General features: G+C 62.9%; 23 protein-coding genes. 6 read left to right on the top strand and 17 right to left on the bottom strand.

Annotated elements, in window-relative coordinates; genetic code table 11:
- On the bottom strand, positions 1-795 hold a 795-nt coding region (locus ACK59Z_RS24175; RefSeq protein WP_409293832.1), incomplete at its 3' end, for a DMT family transporter.
- Between the two features lie 133 nt (positions 796-928).
- Between ACK59Z_RS24175 and ACK59Z_RS24170 the strand changes: the two genes are divergently transcribed.
- From ACK59Z_RS24170 to ACK59Z_RS24160, 3 genes are all read left to right on the top strand, one after another.
- Positions 929-1,366, top strand: coding sequence for an Lrp/AsnC family transcriptional regulator (locus ACK59Z_RS24170; RefSeq protein WP_003254357.1), 438 nt, complete (start codon positions 929-931; stop codon positions 1,364-1,366).
- Between the two features lie 496 nt (positions 1,367-1,862).
- Entirely contained in the window at positions 1,863-3,395 is a 1,533-nt protein-coding gene (locus tag ACK59Z_RS24165) for an NCS1 family nucleobase:cation symporter-1 (protein WP_047604158.1), read from the top strand.
- A 16-nt stretch (positions 3,396-3,411) separates the two neighbouring features.
- A complete protein-coding gene (locus tag ACK59Z_RS24160) occupies positions 3,412-4,140 on the top strand; it encodes an aspartate/glutamate racemase family protein (protein WP_003254359.1) in 729 nt (242 codons plus the stop codon).
- Between the two features lie 118 nt (positions 4,141-4,258).
- Here the strand turns inward: ACK59Z_RS24160 and ACK59Z_RS24155 are convergent, their stop codons facing one another.
- The 6 genes from ACK59Z_RS24155 to ACK59Z_RS24130 all read right to left on the bottom strand — a co-directional run bounded on the left by ACK59Z_RS24155 (position 4,259) and on the right by ACK59Z_RS24130 (position 9,114).
- Positions 4,259-5,452: a D-amino acid dehydrogenase gene (locus tag ACK59Z_RS24155; protein ID WP_108190952.1), complete on the bottom strand. Its 1,194-nt coding sequence runs from the start codon at positions 5,450-5,452 to the stop codon at positions 4,259-4,261.
- Between the two features lie 44 nt (positions 5,453-5,496).
- Positions 5,497-6,159 carry a histidine phosphatase family protein gene (locus ACK59Z_RS24150; RefSeq protein WP_409293830.1) on the bottom strand — a complete coding sequence of 221 codons (663 nt, stop codon included), beginning with the start codon at positions 6,157-6,159 and terminating at the stop codon, positions 5,497-5,499.
- A gap of 234 nt (positions 6,160-6,393) precedes the next feature.
- On the bottom strand, positions 6,394-6,732 hold the full coding sequence (locus ACK59Z_RS24145) for an FKBP-type peptidyl-prolyl cis-trans isomerase (RefSeq protein ID WP_003254365.1): 339 nt from the start codon (positions 6,730-6,732) through the stop codon (positions 6,394-6,396).
- A gap of 128 nt (positions 6,733-6,860) precedes the next feature.
- Positions 6,861-7,268, bottom strand: coding sequence for a GFA family protein (locus ACK59Z_RS24140; protein ID WP_014860679.1), 408 nt, complete (start codon positions 7,266-7,268; stop codon positions 6,861-6,863).
- A 67-nt stretch (positions 7,269-7,335) separates the two neighbouring features.
- Positions 7,336-8,124, bottom strand: a complete 789-nt coding sequence (locus ACK59Z_RS24135; RefSeq protein ID WP_019750752.1) for a PhzF family phenazine biosynthesis protein — start codon at positions 8,122-8,124, stop codon at positions 7,336-7,338.
- Between the two features lie 51 nt (positions 8,125-8,175).
- Positions 8,176-9,114: a 2-hydroxyacid dehydrogenase gene (locus ACK59Z_RS24130; protein ID WP_409293828.1), complete on the bottom strand. Its 939-nt coding sequence runs from the start codon at positions 9,112-9,114 to the stop codon at positions 8,176-8,178.
- Between the two features lie 644 nt (positions 9,115-9,758).
- On the opposite strand from ACK59Z_RS24130, the gene ACK59Z_RS24125 reads away from it, so the two are divergent.
- The gene (locus tag ACK59Z_RS24125) at positions 9,759-10,937 is read left to right on the top strand and encodes an integrase core domain-containing protein (protein WP_012053106.1); all 1,179 of its coding nucleotides are present in this window, start codon (positions 9,759-9,761) and stop codon (positions 10,935-10,937) included.
- Between the two features lie 297 nt (positions 10,938-11,234).
- On the opposite strand, the gene ACK59Z_RS24120 is transcribed toward ACK59Z_RS24125, so the two are convergent.
- From ACK59Z_RS24120 to ccmA, 10 genes are read right to left on the bottom strand one after another with little or no spacing between them, the layout of a single operon-like run.
- Complete coding sequence (locus ACK59Z_RS24120; protein ID WP_017148176.1) at positions 11,235-11,651, bottom strand: hypothetical protein; 417 nt, start codon at positions 11,649-11,651, stop codon at positions 11,235-11,237.
- Positions 11,652-11,663: 12 nt separating this feature from the next.
- Positions 11,664-12,860 carry a c-type cytochrome biogenesis protein CcmI gene (gene ccmI / locus ACK59Z_RS24115; RefSeq protein ID WP_003254375.1) on the bottom strand — a complete coding sequence of 399 codons (1,197 nt, stop codon included), beginning with the start codon at positions 12,858-12,860 and terminating at the stop codon, positions 11,664-11,666.
- Positions 12,853-13,329, bottom strand: a complete 477-nt coding sequence (locus ACK59Z_RS24110; protein ID WP_014590172.1) for a cytochrome c-type biogenesis protein — start codon at positions 13,327-13,329, stop codon at positions 12,853-12,855. Before ACK59Z_RS24110 ends, ccmI begins: the two co-directional genes overlap by 8 nt.
- Positions 13,326-13,862, bottom strand: coding sequence for a DsbE family thiol:disulfide interchange protein (locus ACK59Z_RS24105; RefSeq protein ID WP_003254377.1), 537 nt, complete (start codon positions 13,860-13,862; stop codon positions 13,326-13,328). Before ACK59Z_RS24105 ends, ACK59Z_RS24110 begins: the two co-directional genes overlap by 4 nt.
- A complete protein-coding gene (locus tag ACK59Z_RS24100) occupies positions 13,859-15,847 on the bottom strand; it encodes a heme lyase CcmF/NrfE family subunit (RefSeq protein ID WP_108191970.1) in 1,989 nt (662 codons plus the stop codon). Before ACK59Z_RS24100 ends, ACK59Z_RS24105 begins: the two co-directional genes overlap by 4 nt.
- A complete protein-coding gene (gene ccmE / locus ACK59Z_RS24095; protein ID WP_004577458.1) occupies positions 15,844-16,299 on the bottom strand; it encodes a cytochrome c maturation protein CcmE in 456 nt (151 codons plus the stop codon). Before ccmE ends, ACK59Z_RS24100 begins: the two co-directional genes overlap by 4 nt.
- Positions 16,296-16,472 carry a heme exporter protein CcmD gene (ccmD, locus tag ACK59Z_RS24090; protein WP_003254380.1) on the bottom strand — a complete coding sequence of 59 codons (177 nt, stop codon included), beginning with the start codon at positions 16,470-16,472 and terminating at the stop codon, positions 16,296-16,298. Before ccmD ends, ccmE begins: the two co-directional genes overlap by 4 nt.
- Positions 16,469-17,236 carry a heme ABC transporter permease gene (locus tag ACK59Z_RS24085; RefSeq protein ID WP_010955058.1) on the bottom strand — a complete coding sequence of 256 codons (768 nt, stop codon included), beginning with the start codon at positions 17,234-17,236 and terminating at the stop codon, positions 16,469-16,471. The genes ccmD and ACK59Z_RS24085 overlap by 4 nt, the downstream gene beginning before the upstream one ends.
- A 46-nt stretch (positions 17,237-17,282) precedes the next feature.
- The gene (gene ccmB / locus ACK59Z_RS24080) at positions 17,283-17,951 is read right to left on the bottom strand and encodes a heme exporter protein CcmB (RefSeq protein ID WP_012051653.1); all 669 of its coding nucleotides are present in this window, start codon (positions 17,949-17,951) and stop codon (positions 17,283-17,285) included.
- Positions 17,948-18,580 carry a cytochrome c biogenesis heme-transporting ATPase CcmA gene (gene ccmA / locus ACK59Z_RS24075; protein ID WP_014860173.1) on the bottom strand — a complete coding sequence of 211 codons (633 nt, stop codon included), beginning with the start codon at positions 18,578-18,580 and terminating at the stop codon, positions 17,948-17,950. Before ccmA ends, ccmB begins: the two co-directional genes overlap by 4 nt.
- 238 nt (positions 18,581-18,818) lie before the next feature.
- On the opposite strand from ccmA, the gene ACK59Z_RS24070 reads away from it, so the two are divergent.
- Both ACK59Z_RS24070 and ACK59Z_RS24065 read left to right on the top strand, forming a co-directional pair.
- Positions 18,819-20,375 carry a flagellar hook-length control protein FliK gene (locus ACK59Z_RS24070; RefSeq protein WP_108191971.1) on the top strand — a complete coding sequence of 519 codons (1,557 nt, stop codon included), beginning with the start codon at positions 18,819-18,821 and terminating at the stop codon, positions 20,373-20,375.
- Positions 20,372-20,658, top strand: a 287-nt coding sequence (locus ACK59Z_RS24065) for an EscU/YscU/HrcU family type III secretion system export apparatus switch protein (protein WP_409293823.1), incomplete at its 3' end; no start/stop codon positions are given. The genes ACK59Z_RS24070 and ACK59Z_RS24065, both read left to right, overlap by 4 nt.

Here is a 20,658-nt window from a genome sequence, read left to right as displayed (position 1 = left end):
CAGGCGGTGCCCGAACGCCACCCAGTCCACCAGAATTGCCGCAATCGGGTAAATGAACGACAGCGCACCGGTCAACGCCGTGGGCAAACGCTGGATGGCGCTGTACAACAGCACATACATCAGGCCGGTGTGCACCATGCCCAGTGTCAACAAGCTGGCCAACGCCGGCACTTCAACCGGCAACCCGCCAAGCGTGACCCATGGCGCCAGCAGCAACACACCCGTGGTTACCTGAATCAACGCAATCAGGTGCGGGGGCGTGCCACTCAGGCGCTTGATGATCAAGGCCGCGATTGCATACAGAAACGCCGCCCCCAGCGCCAGGGCAATCCCCAGCAGATAGTCCTCGCCATTACTTTGCCCAGCGCCATGGGCACTGACGATGGCCAGCATGCCGAGGAACGCCACACTCAGCCAGGTCACCTTGGCCAAGGTGATCTTTTCGCCCAGAAACAGCGCCGCCAGCCCCACCAGCATGAACGGCTGCACGTTGTACACCGCCGTGCCGATGGCAATCGACGCCCGGGCGTATGAAGCGAACAACAGCAGCCAGTTGCCGACAATGGCCACCCCGCTGGCTATCGCCAGCAAAAATGCCGTGCGGCTGATCACGCCCGGGCGCAGAAAGCCAAACGCGGCGCAAATCGCCAGCAAGGTCACGGCACCGAACACGCAGCGCCAGAACACCACATCCAGCACCGGCTGGCCGGACACCAGCACGAACCAGCCAATGGTCCCGGAAATCAGCATGGCAGCGACCATTTCCAGCGAGCCACGGCGCAATGAACTGTCCATCTCAAACCTCCCGTTGATGATGGCCACAGTATGCAAAGGCGGCAGCCTGGCCATCCAGCGGATAACCAAGGCATTTTCGCCAACCTGCCTTTACTATCAAGGCAAATAACACGAATTACCTGATGAGGTGGGTATGACCGATGCCATCGACCAATTATTGATCAACGCACTGATGGAGGACTCGCGCCGCTCGCTCAAGGCGCTGGCGCAGGTCAGCGGGCTGTCCGCACCCAGCGTCAGCGAGCGCCTGCGCCGGCTGGAAGAGCGCGGCGTGCTGCGCGGCTATACCGTGGAGGTCGACCCGCGCGCCTTTGGCTACCAGTTGCAGGCGATCGTGCGCATCCGTCCGCTACCGGGGAAGCTGCAGGAGGTGGAGCGCCAGATCATTGCCATCCCTGAGTTCACCGAATGCGACAAGGTCATTGGCGAAGACTGTTTCGTCGCCCGACTGCATGTGCGCTCGATGGAGCAGCTGGACACCCTGCTCGACCTCATGAATGTGCTGGCTGAGACCAATACCGCGATCATCAAGAAGACCCCGGTCAAGCGGCGGTTGCCGCCAATGGATTGATTGGCCCCTGTACTGGCCTCCTCGCAGGCGTGCCCGCGAAGAGGCCAGCACAGGAAAAGCTGACTATTTTTTGTACACAAAAACGTAACCATAGGTGCCATTTTTGTGTGCACTTTCTTCAGTAGCGCCCCAATTCGTTACACACTTTCCACCCGTTATTTTGACCAAATGATCAACTAATCAATCTTTCAAAAAATATAACTTGTTCATTTGGTCAACTTATATTCTCTGTATTTCATTAACTTACCTTTTAACAAGATAAGTTCGAAATGATCGCCTGTTGAAACCTGCTCTTCCCTTGGCATGGAACTCGCTTTTGTGTGTTCGTGTTTTGTATACAACTTAAACAAAACATAGATACACAAGAATCCGCGACGCCGACCCAATGTCAGCCGCCGCGCCCACAACCCTGTGATGCCAACGCTGCACCGACGAGATGGCGAGCCCGTGCGCATGCCCGCTCATCGCAGTCCATGTGCATCAGGAGCCCGCCGGAATGAGTAGCAGCCTCGACCTTGCCCCTGAACTATCCGTCGCCAGCACACACCCCGCGTCCACGCTTGCCGGCCACCAGCCGGACCTTGTTCTCAGCCCGCGCCTGCATAACCGCGACCTGGCGCCAACGCGTATGGAAGGCCGTCGCTGGGGCGGCTACAGTATCTTCGCGTTGTGGACAAACGATGTGCACAATATCGCCAACTATTCGTTCGCCATGGGCTTGTTCGCCCTCGGCCTGGGCGGCTGGCAAATTCTGCTGTCGCTGGCCATCGGCGCGGCACTGGTGTACTTCTTCATGAACCTGTCGGGTTACATGGGGCAGAAAACCGGGGTACCGTTCCCGGTCATCAGCCGCATTGCCTTCGGCATCCACGGCGCGCAGATCCCGGCGCTGATCCGTGCCGTCATCGCCATCGCCTGGTTCGGCATCCAGACCTACCTGGCATCGGTGGTGCTTCGGGTGCTGCTCACCGCCGTGTGGCCGCAACTGGCAGCCTACGACCACGACAGCATCCTCGGCCTGTCGAGCCTGGGCTGGGTGTGTTTCGTGTCGATCTGGCTGGTGCAGCTGGTGATCCTGGCCTACGGCATGGAGATGGTGCGCCGTTACGAGGCCTTTGCCGGGCCTGTGATCCTGCTGACCGTCGCCGCCCTGGCGGTGTTCATGTACTTCAAGGCCGACGCGCGCATTGCCTGGTCGGTGGCTACCCCGCTGACCGGCTACGAGATGTGGCGCAACATCTTTGCCGGCGGCGCACTGTGGCTGGCGATCTACGGCACCCTGGTGCTGAACTTCTGTGACTTCGCCCGCTCCTCGCCTTGCCGCAAGACCATCCGCGTCGGCAACTTCTGGGGCCTGCCGGTGAACATCCTGGTATTCGCCGTGATCACCGTGGTGCTGTGCGGCGCGCAATTCCAGATCAACGGCCAGATCATCGACAGCCCGACGCAGATCGTCGCCGCCATACCCAGCACGCCATTCCTGGTGCTCGGCTGCCTGGCCTTCCTGATCGTCACCGTGGCGGTGAACATCATGGCCAACTTCGTCGCCCCGGCCTTCGTACTCAGCAACCTGGCACCGCGCCACCTGAACTTCCGCCGTGCCGGGCTGATCAGTGCCACCCTGGCGGTGCTGATCCTGCCCTGGAACCTGTACAACAGCCCGCTGGTGATCGTGTACTTCCTGTCGGGCCTGGGCGCCCTGCTCGGCCCGCTGTACGGCGTGATCATGTCCGACTACTGGTTGCTGCGCAAAGGCTGCATCAACGTGCCGGAGCTGTATACCGAGCACCCGGCCGGTGCCTATCACTACAGCAAGGGCATCAACCTGCGCGCCGTGGCCGCCTTCGTGCCGGCCGCACTGCTGGCCATCGTGCTGGCCCTGGTGCCCAACTTCCAGGGTATCGCGCCGTTCTCCTGGCTGATCGGTGCCGGCATCGCCGCCGCCCTGTACCTGCTGATCGCGCCACGTAACCGCCACTACCACGACGTCAGCGGCGAGTGCATCGCCGTCGACCACAGCGGCCACTAATCAAGGAGGACTGCCCATGCGTATTCTGATCGCCAACGTCAACACCACCGAAGCCATTACCCAGGCCATTGCCGAGCAGGCCCGTGCGGTGGCCGCACCCGGTACCGAAATCGTCGGCCTCACGCCCTGGTTCGGCGCCGAATCGGTGGAGGGCAACTTCGAGAGCTACCTGGCGGCCATCGCCGTGATGGACCGGGTCCTGGCCTTTGAAGGGCCCTACGATGCCGTGATCCAGGCCGGTTATGGCGAACATGGCCGCGAAGGCCTGCAGGAACTGCTCAACGTGCCTGTGGTGGACATTACTGATGCCGCCGCCAGCACGGCAATGTACCTGGGCCACGCCTATTCCGTAGTAACCACGCTTGACCGCACCGTGCCATTGATCGAGGACCGCCTGAAGCTCTCGGGCCTGTATGACCGCTGCGCCTCGGTGCGAGCCAGCGGACTGGCGGTGCTGGAACTGGAAGCCGACCCGCTGCGGGCCGTGGAGGCGATTGTCGAGCAGGCCGAACGCGCCGTGCGTGACGACAAGGCCGAGGTGATTTGCCTGGGTTGTGGCGGCATGGCCGGGCTGGACGAGCAGATTCGCCAACGCACCGGCGTGCCGGTGGTGGATGGTGTGAGTGCAGCGGTGACCATTGCCGAATCGCTGGTGCGCATGGGTTTGAGCACGTCCAAAGTGCGCACCTATGCGACGCCACGGGCGAAGAAAGTGGTGGGCTGGCCGATGCGCTTCGGCCGCTAGACATCCTTCGCCTGTACCGGCCTCTTCGCGGCTAAAGCCGCTCCTACCGGTCCAGCGCAAGCCTGAATACCGTGGGGTCCTCGTAGGAGCGGCTTTAGCCGCGAAGAGGCCGGCCCGCTTAACACATCATCCTGGCCAAACGCTGCGCACTGCCACAGGCCAAGGTGAACCCCAACGCCCCATGCCCCAGGTTCAGCCACAGGTTGCGGTACACCGTCCCACCTATGATCGGCACCCCGGTAGGTGTCGCTGGTCGCATCCCCGCCCACTCCACCGCCTGGCCATAATCCGCCGCCCTCGGCAGCGTCTCCAGCGCCAGCCGCCGCATGCTCTGCAAACGGCGCATGTCCACCGACTCGTCGAACCCGACAATGTCCACCATCGCCGCTACCCGCAGCTGCTGCCCCAGGCGTGCATAGACGATCTTGCGCTCATAGTCGGTAAGGCTCACCTCCGGGGGCAGGTGCCCGGCGCTGATCGGTGCGGTCAGGCTGTAGCCCTTCAACGGGTAAACCGGTATCTGCACCCCCGGTAATGCCAAGCCTGGGCCGCGATGCCCGGCACACAGTACCAACTGCTCCACGTCCCGCTGCTGATCGCCCAGTTGCAGTGCCACGACCTGGCCCTGGCGCTGAACCAATTGCGTCACCGGCCGGCCAAGCAGGAAACGGCACTGGCCCGACGTGCGCAGCAGCGCCTCCAGCCGCAAGCAAAACACGTGGCAATCGCCAACCTCTTCGCCCGCCGTGAACACGCCCCCCACAAACGGTGCGCCATCCAGGGCAGGCTCCAGCGCGCGCAGCTCGGCAGCCGCCAGCACCTGCTGACTGGCCAAGTCCGTCAACTGTTCCCGGCCTTTGGCAAAGGCCCGTTCACTGCGAAAAGCCACCAGCTTGCCATTGCGCCGCCAGGCGAAATCCCCCAGGTTCTGGTGTTCGCGCCACTGCGCCAGAACGGCCTGGCTGTACAGCGCCAGCTCAAGCAAGTGCCCGGCATTACGGCGATTGACGCTACGCCTGCAAGCCAGGGTGAATGCCAGCAGCCAGCGCCACTGGGCCGGGTCCATGCGCAAGCGCAAGCGCAATGGCGACTCGCCCTGCAACAGCCAGCCCAGCGCCTGCCACGGCACCCCGGCATCAGCCAGCGGCGCCACATAGCGATAAGACAATTGCCCGCCATTGGCAAAGCTGGTGGCCGACGCCAGGCTGTCGCGGGCCTCGATCAGATCAACCGACCACCCTTCCCGAACCAGCGCGTAAGCCGTCGCCAGCCCCACCACTCCACCACCGACCACCGTTACCCGCTGCTTCATCGCTCATCCCTGTTCCGGCTTCCTTGCCAAACAGTACCAGCGGATCAGGTCGGGCAGCTATGCGCACCGTCATTCAGGCCCTGACGCACATTGCGGCTCAGCAGGCTGGCCTTGCCATCGTGCCAGGTCAGGGTCAGTACGTAGAGGGTGTCGAAGTCTTCGCCGCTCCAGTCCTCGGTGATCACCCGATCCTCCCCCAAGGCCTTGCCGGCCACCGTGTTGATCAGTTCCGGCAGGTAGCCGTGGGACCAGGCGGTATAGATGGTCGCATTGCGGTATTTGTCGCTCAGCAACTCATCGGCCAGTTCAGCGGTGTCGTTGGCGCCGTAGTCGATATTCACCGGTAAGCCGAGGCGGATGGCACTGGGGGTGATGGTCATCAATGGGCGGATGTAGCTGTAGCTTTCATCCCGGCTGCCTTCCTCGACATGCCGCGTGGGGTTGGCGGCAAACACATAGTCGGCCTTGCCGAAGCGCTCGGGCAGTACAGTGGCCAGGTCCAGCGCACGGTTGAGGCCCTGGCAATTCAACTGCCCGAGCCCCTCGCCCGGCTTCTCGCCATGACGCAGAAACACCAGGGTCTGGGTGCCATCCACCGGTCGTGCCCGGCTTTCGACAGCCTCCAGGGCCAATGGTACGGCGACGGCTGTGAGCACCAGGCTCAGCAGCAAGTGGCGGCGACGACGGAAGAATGTTGGCAACTTCATCAAGACAGGCTCGTGTGGCAGAGAAAATCGGGTTTACCCGCCACATCGCCCGGCCAGTTGCAGGGCGCCCGTGTAGTGAATGCCATCCCTGGCAACGCGTCAGGGTCAGAGTGCCCCGAACCCGTTTGGTTCCTCCCTGGAGGTGGATGCCGTTCCCTAGGCAAGGCCTAGATTAGGGGCTGGGTGTTGCGCCATTGTGTAAGGTACAAGAACCTCGGGTTGCAACGTGCCCACTCAATCATCCCGCGTGAGCACTTCCAGCAGTTCAATCTCGAAGGTCAGGTCCGAATTCGGCGGGATCGCCCCTACGCTGCGTTCGCCATACCCCAGGTGCGCCGGTACCAGCAGCTTGCGCTTGCCGCCTACGCGCATGCCCATCAGGCCTTGGTCCCAGCCTTTGATTACCCTGCCGGTACCGATCACGCACTGGAACGGCTTACCGCGCGACCAGGACGAGTCGAACTCGCTGCCATCGGCCAGCCAGCCGGTGTACTGGGTGGTGATCAGGGCACCTTTGACGGCGGCTTTGCCGTCTCCCTCGACCAGGTCGATGATCTGCAGTTCTTGGCTCACGGGTACACTCCAAAACGCTGAAAAACAAAACCGCCCTTTTCTCAGGAATGCACCGGTTTGGCAAGTTCACGCAGAAATGTACGGAGGCATTCACCCACGGAATGCCTCCGGACAAACATGGCGTTGAATCAGCTGTTCTGCTCGAACACCTCTTGGCCGGACAGCTCCTTGGTCTGATTGGCGAAGCAGTACCACGCGGGTTTCTCTTCGACGAAGATCTGCAGGTCGAAATCCCAGGCTTGGTCGCCATCGAGCAGGCCGACCGGCACGGCATGGAAGTCGTTGGCCTTGAGCCGGTAGTACAGGTGCGTACCACAGCGGCCACAGAAAGCACGCTGGGCCCAGTCGGACGAATCATAGACGCTGGGCGCACGCCCTTCGATCAGCGGAGGCTTGCTGCAGTGCACCACCAGCAGCGGGCCGCCGGTCCACTTGCGGCACATGCTGCAATGACAAGCGCTGATATGGGTATTGTCGACGGTGACCGTCAGCCGCGTGTCGCCGCACAGGCAGGTGCCTTGTTTTTCCAGGGCCATGGGTGGCTCCTTGAACGGAAAGATGGGCCTGCAATTATAGAAGCCCCCCAGGGCATCGCACGCCGTACTAGATGTACACATTGCCCCGCAGGTACAACGCCGCCCGCCCACTGATGATCACGCGGCCATTGCCCGGCACTTCGCACTGCAACTGCCCTTTGCGTGCCCCGCCCTGCTCGCAGCTCAGCACGTTCTTGCCCAGCCTTTGGGCCCATAACGGCGCCAGCGAGGTGTGTGCCGAGCCGGTTACCGGGTCTTCATTCACCCCAACCCGCGGGCCGAACCAGCGGGTGACGAAGTCAAAGCCACGCCCTGCCGCGGTCACGGCAATGCCACGGACGTCGAAGGCCGACAGCGCAACAAAGTCGGGTTTCAACGTTTCGAGCAGCATGGCGTCATCGATCACCACCACATAATCGTCGCTACGGTACACCGCCTTCGCCTGGCTCAAGCCCAGCGCCTGCAGCAGGCCCGCCGGCGTGTCCACCGCTACGGGTTGTTTGGCCGGGAAGTCCATGGCCAGCAGGCCATCAGTGCCGCGGCTGACACGCAGCTCGCCACTGCGGGTGTTGAAGCGCAGTACTTGCGCCTGCTCACCCAGTTGCTCGAACAGCACGTAAGCCGAGGCCAAGGTAGCATGGCCGCACAGGTCGACTTCCACGGTGGGGGTGAACCAACGCAGGTCGAACGTTTCGCCTTTGCGCACGAAGTAGGCTGTTTCTGACAGGTTGTTTTCTTCAGCGATGCGCTGCAGCACATCGTCCGGCAGCCAGCTGTCCAGTGGGATCACTGCGGCCGGGTTGCCACCGAACGGTTCAGTGGAAAAGGCATCGACCTGGAAGATTTCGAGTTGCATGCACACACTCCTTGTTACCTGGGCGCTGCCAGGCAGATATCTGGAAAAGGGCTACGGGCGTACCGGGGTCAAAACTGGCTCACCGGCAAAGAACGCCTGCAGGTTGCGCAGCACCAAGGCCACCGTGTCGCGCGCGGCTTCTGGCGATTGGCCAGCCACGTGGGGTGTGAGCACAGTGTTGGGCAAGGCCTTGAGTGCATCGGGCACTGCTGGCTCGTCATCGAAAACATCCAGCGCGGCGCCAGCCAGCTGGCCACGCTGCAATACGGCAATCAGGGCCTGTGTGTCGACCACGCTGGCACGGGCGATGTTCACCAGATAGCCTTCAGCGCCCAGGGCCTGAAGGACGTGGGCATCGACCAGATGCCGGGTGTTGGCGCAACCGGGGGTGGCCACCACCAGGATGTCGACGGCTTCAGCCAAGTGCCGAGGGCTGTCGTACCAGGCATAGGGCACATCCTGGCGTGCTGTGCGGCTGTGGTAGCTGACGTGCATGTCGAAGCCCAAGTGGGCCCGCTTGGCGATCGCCAGCCCTACTGCGCCGAGGCCGAGAATGCCCAGGCGTTTGCCGCTCACCGAGGGGCTGATCACCCGGTTCCATTCACCGCGCCGCGTGCTGGCATCGGCACGGGGGATGTCGCGCAGCAGCGCCAGCAGCAGGGCCAGGGTGTGGTCGGCGACGGCTGCGGCATTGGCCCCGGCGCCATTGGTGACGGTTATGCCGCGTGCGGCGGCGGCGGCCAGGTCGACCTGCTCGTAGCCGGCGCCGATCACGCAGATGATCTGCAATCTGGGTAATGCGTCAATTTCGGCGGCGGATAGCCCCAGCGGCCCACGGGTGAGTACCGCATCGATTTCTTCGGCGTGGCGATGAATGGCATCGGCGCGCAGTTGCGGCGAAGGGGCACGGATCAGGTGGTAACCGGCCTGCTCCAGCATGGGCAGGTAATCGTCGACGGTTTCCACCAGTACCAGGACTGTCTTGCTCATGCCACCTCCGGGTGAATTCGAGGCGTCATTATGCGGAGTCACCGGCCGGTACAGTCAATGGAAATAACAAGGCAAAACTGTACTGTACTGTACTGTGCTGTTGATCTTGATCTTGATCTTGATCTTCGCGACTTCAGGAGGCCGAACGCAGGCCTTGCGGAGGCAGGTGACGGGCATGGATGCCCGTCAAGCGCTGAGGCCCCAGGATGGGGCCTTCGGCGCGGTCCTGCCGGGAGCAAGGCCGGAGTGAGGGGACCCCAGAGCGCAGCGCAGGGGCCGGATGATGGGAGCGCAGCGTTTTTTGGTTACTTTTTGTCGCGTTTGACAAAAAGTGACTCGCCGTAAGGGCGAAAAGGTGAGTCAGCGTCGCCATCGCAAACGGACTGTTCGCTGAGTCAAAACAGACGAATTTGCTTGTTGCTTCTTGCTTCTTGGATGTGGGCATCCACATCGCGTAGGTATTCATTCGCGCAGGTGGCGCATAGTCACCTTTCCGCCCTTACGGCGGGTCACTTTTTGTCAAACGCGACAAAAAGTAACCAAAAAACGCTGGGGGGTATGACTCACCCACATAGGTTACAAATCAGTTCACGCACATAGGTAACAGTCTTTAACTGGCAAGGTCGGTTTTCGAGGATCTGACCATGCCTTGGCGAGAGCTGAAACCTATGGACCTGAAAATGCTTTTCATCGCGGATTACCTGCAAGGGCCGCCCAGCTTCAGCGCCCTGTGCCAGGCCTATGAGATCAGCCGTAAGACCGGCTACAAATGGGTCGAGCGATATGAGAAAGAGGGGCCTTCGGGGCTGGAAGAACGCAGCCGCCGCCGGTTGACGCAGAACTGGGTCGTCCCCGCTGCAGTTCGCGAAGCCATCATCGAACTGCGCAGTCGAGGCGAAACGGAACCTGGCCCGAAAAAGATCCAGGCTGCGCTGCAGGAGCGCTTCCCTGATCAGGCGCCGCCTTCTAAGACAGCGATTTACAACATCCTCAAGAAGGCCGAGTTGGTCAACCCACGCCGTTTACGTCAGCGTGTAGCGGTCTACCCCAAGCCACTGGAGAAGGCAGAGTCGCCTAACCAGCTGTTCAGTGCTGACTACAAGGGCCAATTTCTGACAGGCGCAGGCGTCTGGTGCTATCCACTAACGATCATGGATCACGCCAGCCGCTTCCTGCTCGCCTGCCACAGCATGCCTAATACCAACCTTCTGGAAACGCAGGCCGTTTTCACCCAGGTGTTTCGGGAAAATGGCCTGCCTGAGCGTATTCGTACCGATAACGGTGTGCCGTTTGCCAGTAAAGGACGTGCAGGACTTTCTCAGCTGTCCATCTGGTGGCTGCGTCTAGGCATCATTCCTGAGCGCATTGCACCTGGAAGGCCTGAGCAAAATGGCCGCCACGAACGCATGCATCGGACACTCAAAAGCACGCTGCCATCACCGCCGGCAGTGGCCTGGGAAGCTCAACAGCGGCATTTTGATCGCTTTCGACAACACTACAATTACGAGCGTTTGCATGAAGCACTGAAACAGAAAACACCGGCGTCTTGCTACCAGCCCTCACCACGCCCATTCCCTGAAAAACTTCCTGAGATGACCTACCCCAGCCATGTCGAGAGTTTACCGGCGGATAGCTGCGGCATCATTAACCGCCGTGGCCTGAGGATCTACGTAGGTTACGTGCTCAAGCACCAGACCATTGGGCTGGAGCAAGTCGGAGATGGCATTTGGGATGTTATTTTCGGTCCCATCATCCTTGGTAGAGTCGATGTGCGGGATGCCACTGATGGTTATGTAACACTCAAGGTGTTGTCACCTATGTGAGTGAACTTTTGTGTAACCCATGTGGGTGACCCGTACATGGCTCCTATCATCCGGCCCCTGCGCTACGCTCCGGGGTTCCCTCGCTACGGTCTTGCTCCCGGGAGTACGCGCTGCAGGCCCCATCCATGGGGCCTCAGCGCTTGACGGGCATCCATGCCCGTCACCTCCCTTCGCAAGCCCTGCGCTCGGCCTCCTGAAGTCGCAATCTGCGTCGCCTGATCTATCGCGCGCTTACAAGCAAAATCAAAATCAAGAGCAGAAACAGAAGCAGAAGCAGAAGCGAATACAGAAACAGCGTTACTGTGCGAACGCCCGCCCTAACCCACCGGGTACACCACTGCTGTCAGTTTCCTGCCAAGGCCCATTCGGGCTCAACGACCAGCTCCAGCCGTTATCAAACCGATAGTAGGTACGCTGCCGGTAGAAGGTATTGGGCTGCTTCTCCAACACATATACACCCAGTTTGGGATCCCAGTGGCTTGCCCCGCCAGGCGGTGGCGCAAAGCTGGCCGAGGTACGCGGCATGGGCTTGGGTATCGCCGCTGGCTTGCTCGGCGAAGTGGAAGGCTGCCTGCCCGGCAAGGGCTTGACCACCGGCCCAGACGGCGGCACACGCTCGATCGGTGGCGCGGGCTGCTCGTACGGCTCATGCACCGTACACGCAGACAAACCCAGGGCCAGGGTAATCAGGGTCAGGCGGACGGTGCTGTGCATGGCATTGCTCTCTTACTGGTCTGGAGTGTCGATAGTCAGGCGCTGGGTAGCCTGGGTGGCGCTAGACAACGGCGCCCCCTGGCCAATCCACTCACCCTGGGTAGGCTGACCCGCGCGTGAAACACGTGCAACCAGTTGGACTTCGGCATACTGCGACAGTTTCATCTGCGGCATCATCGCATCAGCATCAGACAACTCCACCTCGATCGGCAACTGCGCCACGGTCACCCGCTTGGCCGCCAGCGGCATCGGCGGGCCATTGCTGGCGCGAGCGAAGATAAACACCGTGTCGTCCGGCTGGACCTTGTCCTTCAAGGCAGCCGCCAGTTCCACCCGCACTTTCAGGCGAGCCGCCACAGGTGCAGGCTCGGTAGCCTGCACTGGCGCGCCACCTAGGCGCTCGGCGGCACGGTCGATCCCCCCCTGCAACGCCGCTCGCGATGCATCACCTTCTGGCAACTGCGCCAGCAAGCGCTTCCAGTAGTCGATGGCTTCCTGATAGCGCTCGCCTTCAAACGCGGCAATACCGCGCAGGCCCAGGCTGGTCACTTCGTTGGGGTCCGCCTTCAGCGCTTCGTCAGTCAGCGCCTGCAATTGCGGGCTCCACTGCTTGTTGGCGGCAAAGTACTGGGCCTGGGCCCACTGCCCCAGCAGCTCGGGCTGGCGGCCAGCCAAGGCCACGGCCCGTTCGAACGTACGCGCGGCATCGGCCGGGCGCTGCTCGGCCATGTAAGCCCGGCCAAGGAAATACATGGCCTCGGCCGAATCGGGCTGGGCCTGCACCACGCGTTCAAGGCGCGTGGTCATTTCTTCCATCGACTTGGGAGCCTCGGCAAACTCCTGGGTCAGCGCCACCTTGTCGGCCGCCCCGAAATGCAGGTACAGCCCCAGCGCCATCAGCGGTACCAGTACCGCAGCCAGCAGCGGCAGGGCCTTGCCCAAATGCCCCTGGCGCGGGGCCTCGGCGCCTTCGGTATCGGCCAGCAGCTCGCGGGCAGCCTCGTCCCGGCCCTTGGCCATCTGCGCCTCATCGAGCACACCGGCGGCTTGTTGGGCCGCCAGTTCGGCGACACGTTCCTGGTAAAGGGCCACGTTCAAGGCCGTGCGGTCTTCTTCCTGCTGGCGACGGCGGCCACGCAGGATCGGGAGCAGCAAAAAGCTGAGGGCAGCGAGCAGCAGAAGGCCCGCGCTAAGCCAGAATTCAATCATGGGTCTGTTCTTTTTCCAGCAGTTTGGCGAGACGCTCGCGTTCTTCGGCAGACAACTCATCGGCGCCTTGCGCGGCCGTAGCACGGCGCCGGCGTACGATCACCGCCAGCACCACGAAGCCACCGGCCAGCAAGATCCCCGGGCCAAACCACAGCAGCCAGGTACGCCCGCTGAGCGCCGGCTTGTAGCGCACGAAGTCGCCATAGCGGTCGACCATGAAGTCGATGATCTGCTGGTTGCTCTGGCCTTCGCCGAGCATGCGGAAGATTTCTCGGCGCAGGTCGGCAGCAATCGGCGCGTTGGAGTCGGCAATATCCTGGTTCTGGCACTTGGGGCAGCGCAGTTCCTTGGTCAACTGTTGGTAACGCTCGCGCTCGGCCTCGTCGCGAAACTGGTAGGTGTCGATAGCCGCCTTGGCCACACCGGCCAGGCTCATGCCCAGCACCGCAGCTGCCAGCCAGCGCCTCATGGCTTGGCCTCGTCGATCAGGCCCTGGTACAACGGCGCCAGCTGTTCACGCCAGACCGTGGCATCGACGATGCCGACGTGCTTGTAGCGGATGATGCCCTTGGCATCGATCAGGAAGGTTTCCGGCGCCCCATACACCCCAAGGTCCAGGCCCAGGCTGCCCTGTTCGTCACGAATATCCAGCTGATAGGGGTTGTGGAACTCGGCCAACCACTTCTGAGCGGCGGCGTTGTCATCCTTGTAGTTGACCCCATGGATCACCACCCCCTGCTGTGCCAGCTGGTTCAGGTACGGGTGCTCGACCTTGCACGACGGGCACCAGGTGGCCCACACGTTGACCAGTGCCGGGCGCCCCTGCAAGTCGGCCTGAGTCAGGGTGCGGTCCCCCTGTGTCGACGCCAGGGAAAACACCGGGAACGGTTTGCCGATCATTGCCGAAGGCAGCTCGTCGGGCTTGAGGAAAAGCCCCTTGTAGAGGAACACCGCCACCAGCAGGAACACTGCAAGGGGCACTACCATGATCCAACGCTTCATGCAGCTGCTCCAGACACGCCCAGGACATCACGCACCCGGGTCTTGACCTTGACGCGGTAGCGCCGGTCGAGGGCCGCCAGCAACCCGCCCAGGCCGGTCAGCAGACCGCCCAGCCAGATCCAGCGGACGTAAGGCTTAATATGTACGCGCACAGCCCAGGCGCCATTCTCCAGTGGCTCGCCAAGCGCGACGTACAGGTCGCGGGTAAAGCCGGCGTCGATGCCCGCTTCGGTCATCATCGACTGTTGCACGGTGTACAGGCGCTTCTCTGGGTACAGTGTGGTCACTTCACGGCCATTGCGGCTGACCACGATGGTGCCCTTGTCAGAGATGAAGTTCGGCCCCTCGAAGTGCTTGGCGCCCTGGAACAGGAAGTGGTAGCCACCCAGCTCCACGCTTTCGCCCGGCGCCATGCGCAGGTCGCGCTCGGCGCTGTTGTTGCTGGACAGCACCACGCCCAGCGCACACACCGCCAGGCCCAGGTGCGCCAGTTGCATGCCCCAGTAGCTGCGGCCCAGGCCCGGCAGGCCTTTGACCAGGCCCTTGTGGCGGGTCTTGTCGAAAATGTCACGCAGCCCGCCAAGCACTACCCAGGCGGCCAGGGCGAAGGCCGTCAGCGTCGGCCAGTCGAAGTCGTCGACGATAAAGCCGGCAACCGGGGCAAGGATGGCACTGCCGATCAATACCGGGGTCATCATGCTGACCAACCATTTGCCCGGGGTGTCCTTCCAGCGCACCACCACGCCCACGCTCAGCACCACCATCAGCAGCGCCATCAGTGGCAGGAACAAGGCGTCGAAATAGGGCGGGCCGACCGACAGCTTGGCCCCGGTCAGGGCATCGAGCACCAATGGGTACAGGGTACCGAGCAGAATCATCGACGCCGCGACCACCAGCACCAGGTTGTTGGCCAGCAGCAGCGTTTCACGCGACCACAGGGCGAAACCGACCTGGCTCTTGACCACCGGTGCGCGCAGGGCGAACAGGGTGAGCGACCCGCCGACCACGAACAGCAGGAAAAACAGGATGAAAATACCCCGCGACGGGTCGGCGGCAAACGCGTGCACCGAGGTCAGCACCCCGGAACGCACCAGGAAGGTACCCAGCAGGCTCAGCGAGAATGCGGCAATTGCCAGCAGCACCGTCCAGCTCTTGAATACCCCGCGTTTCTCGGTCACCGCCAGCGAGTGGATCAGTGCGGTGCCCACCAGCCAAGGCATGAACGAGGCGTTTTCCACCGGGTCCCAGAACCACCAGCCACCCCAGCCCAGTTCGTAGTAGGCCCACCATGACCCCAAGGTGATGCCAACACCCAGGAAAGCCCAGGCGACGATGGTCCACGGCCGCGACCAGCGCGCCCAGGCAGCGTCCAGCCGGCCGCCGAGCAAGGCGGCAATGGCAAACGCGAAGGCCACCGAGAAGCCCACATAGCCCATGTAGAGCATGGGTGGGTGAACGATCAGGCCAAAGTCCTGCAGCAGCGGGTTGAGGTCACGGCCATCGGTCGGCACCTGCGGCAGCAGGCGCTGGAACGGATTGGAAGTAATGATCAGGAAGCTCAGGAAGCCCACGCTGATCATGCCCATTACCGCCAGCACGCGGGCCAGCATCACCTGCGGCAACTGCCGGGAGAACACCGACACGGCAAAGGTCCAGCCGCCGAGGATCAGCGCCCAAAGCAGCAACGAACCCTCATGGGCGCCCCACACCGCACTGAACTTGTAGTACCAGGGCAAGGCGCTGTTGGAGTTGCTGGCCACATAGGCGACCGAGAAATTGTCTGTCATGAAGGCATGGGTCAGGCAGGCAAAGGCAAATGCCAGGAAGGCGAACTGCCCCCACGCTGCCGGCCGCGCCAGGCTCATCCACAGGCTGTCGCCACGCCACGCGCCAAGCAACGGCACACTGGCCTGCACGACGGCAAAGCAGATGGCCAGAATCATCGCCAACTGGCCCAGTTCGGGGACTACCAGTGCTGCGTTCATGGCTTCGTCTCCCCGCCGGTAGCGGCCTGGCCGCTTTCCTTCAGGGCCTTGGTAACTTCGGGCGGCATGTATTTCTCGTCGTGCTTGGCCAGCACTTCATCGGCTACCACCACACCGTCGGCATTGAGCTTGCCAAGGGCGACGATGCCCTGCCCTTCGCGGAACAGGTCGGGGAGGATGCCGCGGTAGGTGATGGGTACCGACTTGTTGAAGTCGGTTACCACGAAACGCACGTCCAGCGAGTCGGCCGAACGCTGCACCGAGCCTTTCTCCACCATGCCGCCGGCGCGGATGCGCGTGTCCAGCGGGGCTTCGCCGTTGGCGATCTGGGTCGGTGTATAGAACAGGTTGATGTTCTGCTGCAATGCGCTCAAGGCAAAGCCGACGGCAACCCCGACGCCGACCAGCAGGCCGACGATGAGCAACAGGCGTTTCTTGCGCTGCGGATTCACTGGTTGTTCTCCCGGCGCAAACGGCGCGCCTCTTCTTGCAAATAGCGACGACGGGCCAGCAGTGGCGCACCGACATTCAGCGCCAGCACCGCCAGGCAGATGCCATAGGCCGACCACACGTACAGCCCATGGTGGCCCATGGCGAGAAAGTCACCGAAGGTGGCAAAGCTCATTGTGCGGCCCTCCGTCCCAGGCTGTTCAATACTTCGTCCCTGACCCAACTGGCGCGTGCTTCGCGCTTGAGCACTTCAAGGCGCATACGCAGCAGCAGTACGGCGCCGAAGAAACAGTAGAAACCCAGCGCCGTGCACAACAGCGGCAGCCACATTTCGGCCGGCATCGCCGGCTTTTCGGTAAGGGTGAAGGTGGCCCCCTGGTGCAAAGTGTTCCACCACTCCACCGAATACTTGATGATCGGGATATTCACCACACCGACAATCGCAAGCACCGCACAGGCCTTGGCTGCACTGTCACGATTACTGATCGCCTGGCCCAGCGCAATAATGCCGAAGTACAGGAACAGCAGGATGAGCATGGACGTAAGGCGGGCATCCCACACCCACCAGCTGCCCCAGGTCGGCTTGCCCCAGATGGCGCCGGTAACCAGCGCCACGGCGGTCATCCAGGCGCCAATGGGCGCGGCACATTGCAGGGCGACGTCGGCCAGTTTCATCTTCCACACCAGCCCCACCACCCCGGCCACCGCCAGTAGCACATAGCAGGACTGCGCCAGCATCGCCGCCGGCACATGGATATAGATGATGCGGAAGCTGTTGCCTTGCTGGTAGTCCTGGGGGGCGAAGGCCAGGCCCCAGGTGATGCCGACCAGCAGCAGGAGCACGGCAGCACCGGCCAGCCACGGCAGCATGCGGCCGCTGATGGCATAGAACCATTTCGGGGAGCCCAGCTTGTGGAACCACGTCCAGCTTATTTTCATCAGGGTACATCCAGGGTATTTGCCGGGCTTGAGAGCCCGGGACTCGTTATTCGCCGACGCTGATCTTCAGGCCGGCCGCTATCGCAAAGGGTGCCAGGGTAACGGCCAGGGCCGTCAGACTGGCGAGCCAGAGCAGATGGCCGGTTGCCGGCATATTTTGCAACGCCGCTTGCAACGCACCACTGCCCAGGATCAATACAGGGATATACAACGGCAGAATCAGCAACGCCAGTAACAAACCTCCGCGTTTAAGGCCGACTGTCAGTGCCGCACCTACCGCGCCCAGCAAGCTCAATACCGGCGTACCCAGCAGCAGCGAACCGAGGAGCACCGGCAAGCAATGGCTTGGCAGCCCCAGCATCAGTGCCAGCAGTGGCGCCAACAATACCAGCGCCAGCCCGGAAAAGATCCAGTGCGCCAGCACCTTGGCCAGCACCAGCAACGCCAGTGGGTGCGGCGACAGCACCCATTGCTCCAGCGAGCCGTCTTCGAAATCGCTGCGGAACAGGCCGTCCAGCGACAACAACACGGCCAGCAACGCCGCCACCCAGACCAGGCCCGGCGACAAGGTTTGCAACAATTGGCTTTCCGGGCCGACCGCCAGCGGGAACATGGCCACGACAATGGCGAAGAACACCAACGGGTTGGCCAGTTCGGCCGGGCGACGGAACAGCAGGCGCGCTTCGCGGCGCAGCAACAAAATGAATACGCTCATGCAGCCCATTGCCCCAGGTTCAGTTCTCGGTAACCGGAGGGCTTGCGTTCCAGTGTGTGGTGAGTCGTCAGCACCACCGTGCCGCCCTGCTCGCAGTGGGCTGCCAGGTGCGCTTCAAGCTGCGCCACGCCTTGCTTGTCGAGCGCGGTGAACGGCTCGTCGAGAATCCATAGCGGCGGGCAAGCCAGGTGCAGCCGGGCCAGCGCCACGCGGCGCTGCTGGCCGGCCGACAGGGTATGGCAGGGGACGTCTTCGAAACCGCGCAGGCCGACAGCCTCCAGCGCCGCCCAGATCGCCTCGCGGCTGGCCGGATGGTGCAAGGCGCACAGCCAGGTGAGATTCTCCTCGGCGGTGAGCAAGTCCTTGATGCCGGCGGCGTGGCCAATCCACAGCAGGGCGCTGGCCAGGGCATGGCGCTGCTCTGCCAGTGGCTTGCCACCCAGCAGAATCTGCCCGGCCGTCGGCTGCATCAGCCCGGCCAACAGGCGCAACAGGCTGGTCTTGCCACTGCCGTTGGGGCCACTGATCTGCAGCATGTCACCGGCGCCCAGCTCGAAATCGAGCTGTTCGAACAGCAGGCGCCAGTCGCGCTCGCAGGCCAGGCCTGCGGCTTGGAGGTGAAGGGTCACGGTTTCGCCTTATCTTCAGTAGGGCTTTGGAGCGGCGTCGCCTGTTTCGCGGGTGAACCCGCTCCCACAGAACCCTGTAGGAGCGGGTTCACCCGCGAAGCAGCCAACACCGCTCCAGAACCCTTGTGTCTCAAGTCGCCCCGCGCGCTGCCGTTATACTGGCAACCACGGGCGCTCGGCATTATTACACGCGCCGCCGCGCTGCCAAGAGGCCGGGCTCGACAGGTTGTATACAATCATGACTGAAATCAATAGTCTCGGCGCACAAACCGCGATCAACAGCCAAGCCATGAAGGCGGGCACGACCGGCGAACTGCTGCGCCTTATCCAGGCGCAGCCCGGGCTGCTGGCCCCCGGCGAAACCGCGCAAGCCGAGGTTTTATCGTTGCGCCAGGCGGGCCAGGACTTTCAGCTGGTGCTAAGGCTGATGCAGGCCAACGGCGTGCAGACCCAATTACAGGCCAACGCCAGCCAGCCGCTGCCCCAAGGCAGCCAGATCACCGTCAGCCAGACCGAAAGCAATCGCCTGGCGATCATGTTGCAACAGGCCAGCGCCAGCCAGGTCGCCACCCTCACCCAGCTGGACACCAGCAAGGTGCCGGTCGGCACCTTGGTGCAAGGCAAGGTCCTGACCAACCAGCCGCTGGCCCAGGCACCCGGCCAACCGGCCGTGTACCGGGCGCTGGTCAGCTTGCTCAACAGCACTCAGGCCGGAGCCACGCTGAGCATCGACAGCCCGCGCCCGCTGGCCATTGGCAGCCTGCTCAGCGCCCTGGTGCAGGGTGATCAGTCATTGCGCTTCGTGCCGCTCAGCGGCAGGCAGGACCAACTCAGCATTGCCCAACAGCTGCTGACACAGCAAAACCGTCAAGCCTCGCTGCCCGGCCTGCTCAACGCCCTGCAACAGCTCACCCGCGACCCAGGCGTCGATGGCGAGCTGCGCGCCAGCGCCGAACGCCTGCTGGCCGGCCTGCCGGACGCCCGACAACTGGGCGACGCCAAGGCAGTGGCCCAGGCCTTGAACAACAGCGGCAGCTTTCTCGAAGCGAAGCTGCTGAGTGGGTCCACCGCCAGCGTCGACACCGACCTCAAAGCGCATTTACTGCGGCTGATGGCCCAGGCCCCTGCCCTCCCGGCAGGGGCCTCCACTCTGAGCCCCGCCAACCTGGCCCTGACCATGCCGATACTGGCGCGCAGTGCACTGGGCATGCTCGAGCGGGTCAGCCCCAAACCGCAGCCGGGCGCGTTCCCATTACCGTCGCGCCTGCTCAAGGCCCTGGAAGAGGAAGGCGACCTGCAACAGCTGCTGCGCCTGGCTGCCGCTGCTGTTTCACGTTTGCAGAGCCACGCCATGAGCAGCCTGCAACAAACCGGCACGCTGGAAAACGGCAACCTGCAGACCACCTGGCAAACCGAAGTGCCGATCCGCCACGGCCAGGACTTCATCCCGCTGCAAGTCAAACTGCAGCGCGAAGAAACCCCACAACAACAGGCCGACCGCCAACATGAAGCCCAAAACCCTCGGCAAGCCCTGTGGCGCATCGAGCTGGCCTTCGACTTGTCCCCGCTCGGCCCCCTGCAAGTGCAGGCGCAACTGAGCGAGGGCCGCCTGAGCGGGCAGCTATGGGCGGAGCGCGAGCAGACCGCGCGGTTGATCGACGCCCAGCTTGGCGCGCTGCGCGCGCGCCTGGTGGCCCGGGGCCTGGAAGTCGGCGACCTGGCGTGCCACCCGGGCATCCCGCCGCAGGGGCCGCGCACACGGATGGAACAACGCTGGGTGGACGAAACCGCATGAACGATACGACACCACGCCAAGCCATAGCGCTGAACTACGACGGCCATCAGGCACCGACCCTCACCGCCAAGGGCGACGAGGACCTGGCCGAGGCCATCCTTGCGCTCGCCCGCGAACACGAAGTGCCGATCTACGAAAACGCCGAGCTGGTGCGCCTGCTGGCGCGGCTGGAGCTGGGCGATCAAATACCCGAAGCGCTGTACCTGACCATTGCCGAAATCATCGCCTTCGCCTGGCAACTGCGCGGCAAGGTACCCGCCGGCTTCGATGATCCGCGCCCGAC

This window comes from Pseudomonas sp. KCJK9058 (assembly GCF_046230975.1).
GTDB lineage: Bacteria > Pseudomonadota > Gammaproteobacteria > Pseudomonadales > Pseudomonadaceae > Aquipseudomonas > Aquipseudomonas alloputida.
Note: the sequence above shows the minus strand (reverse complement) of the source record. Positions and strands in the feature narration are given on the sequence as shown.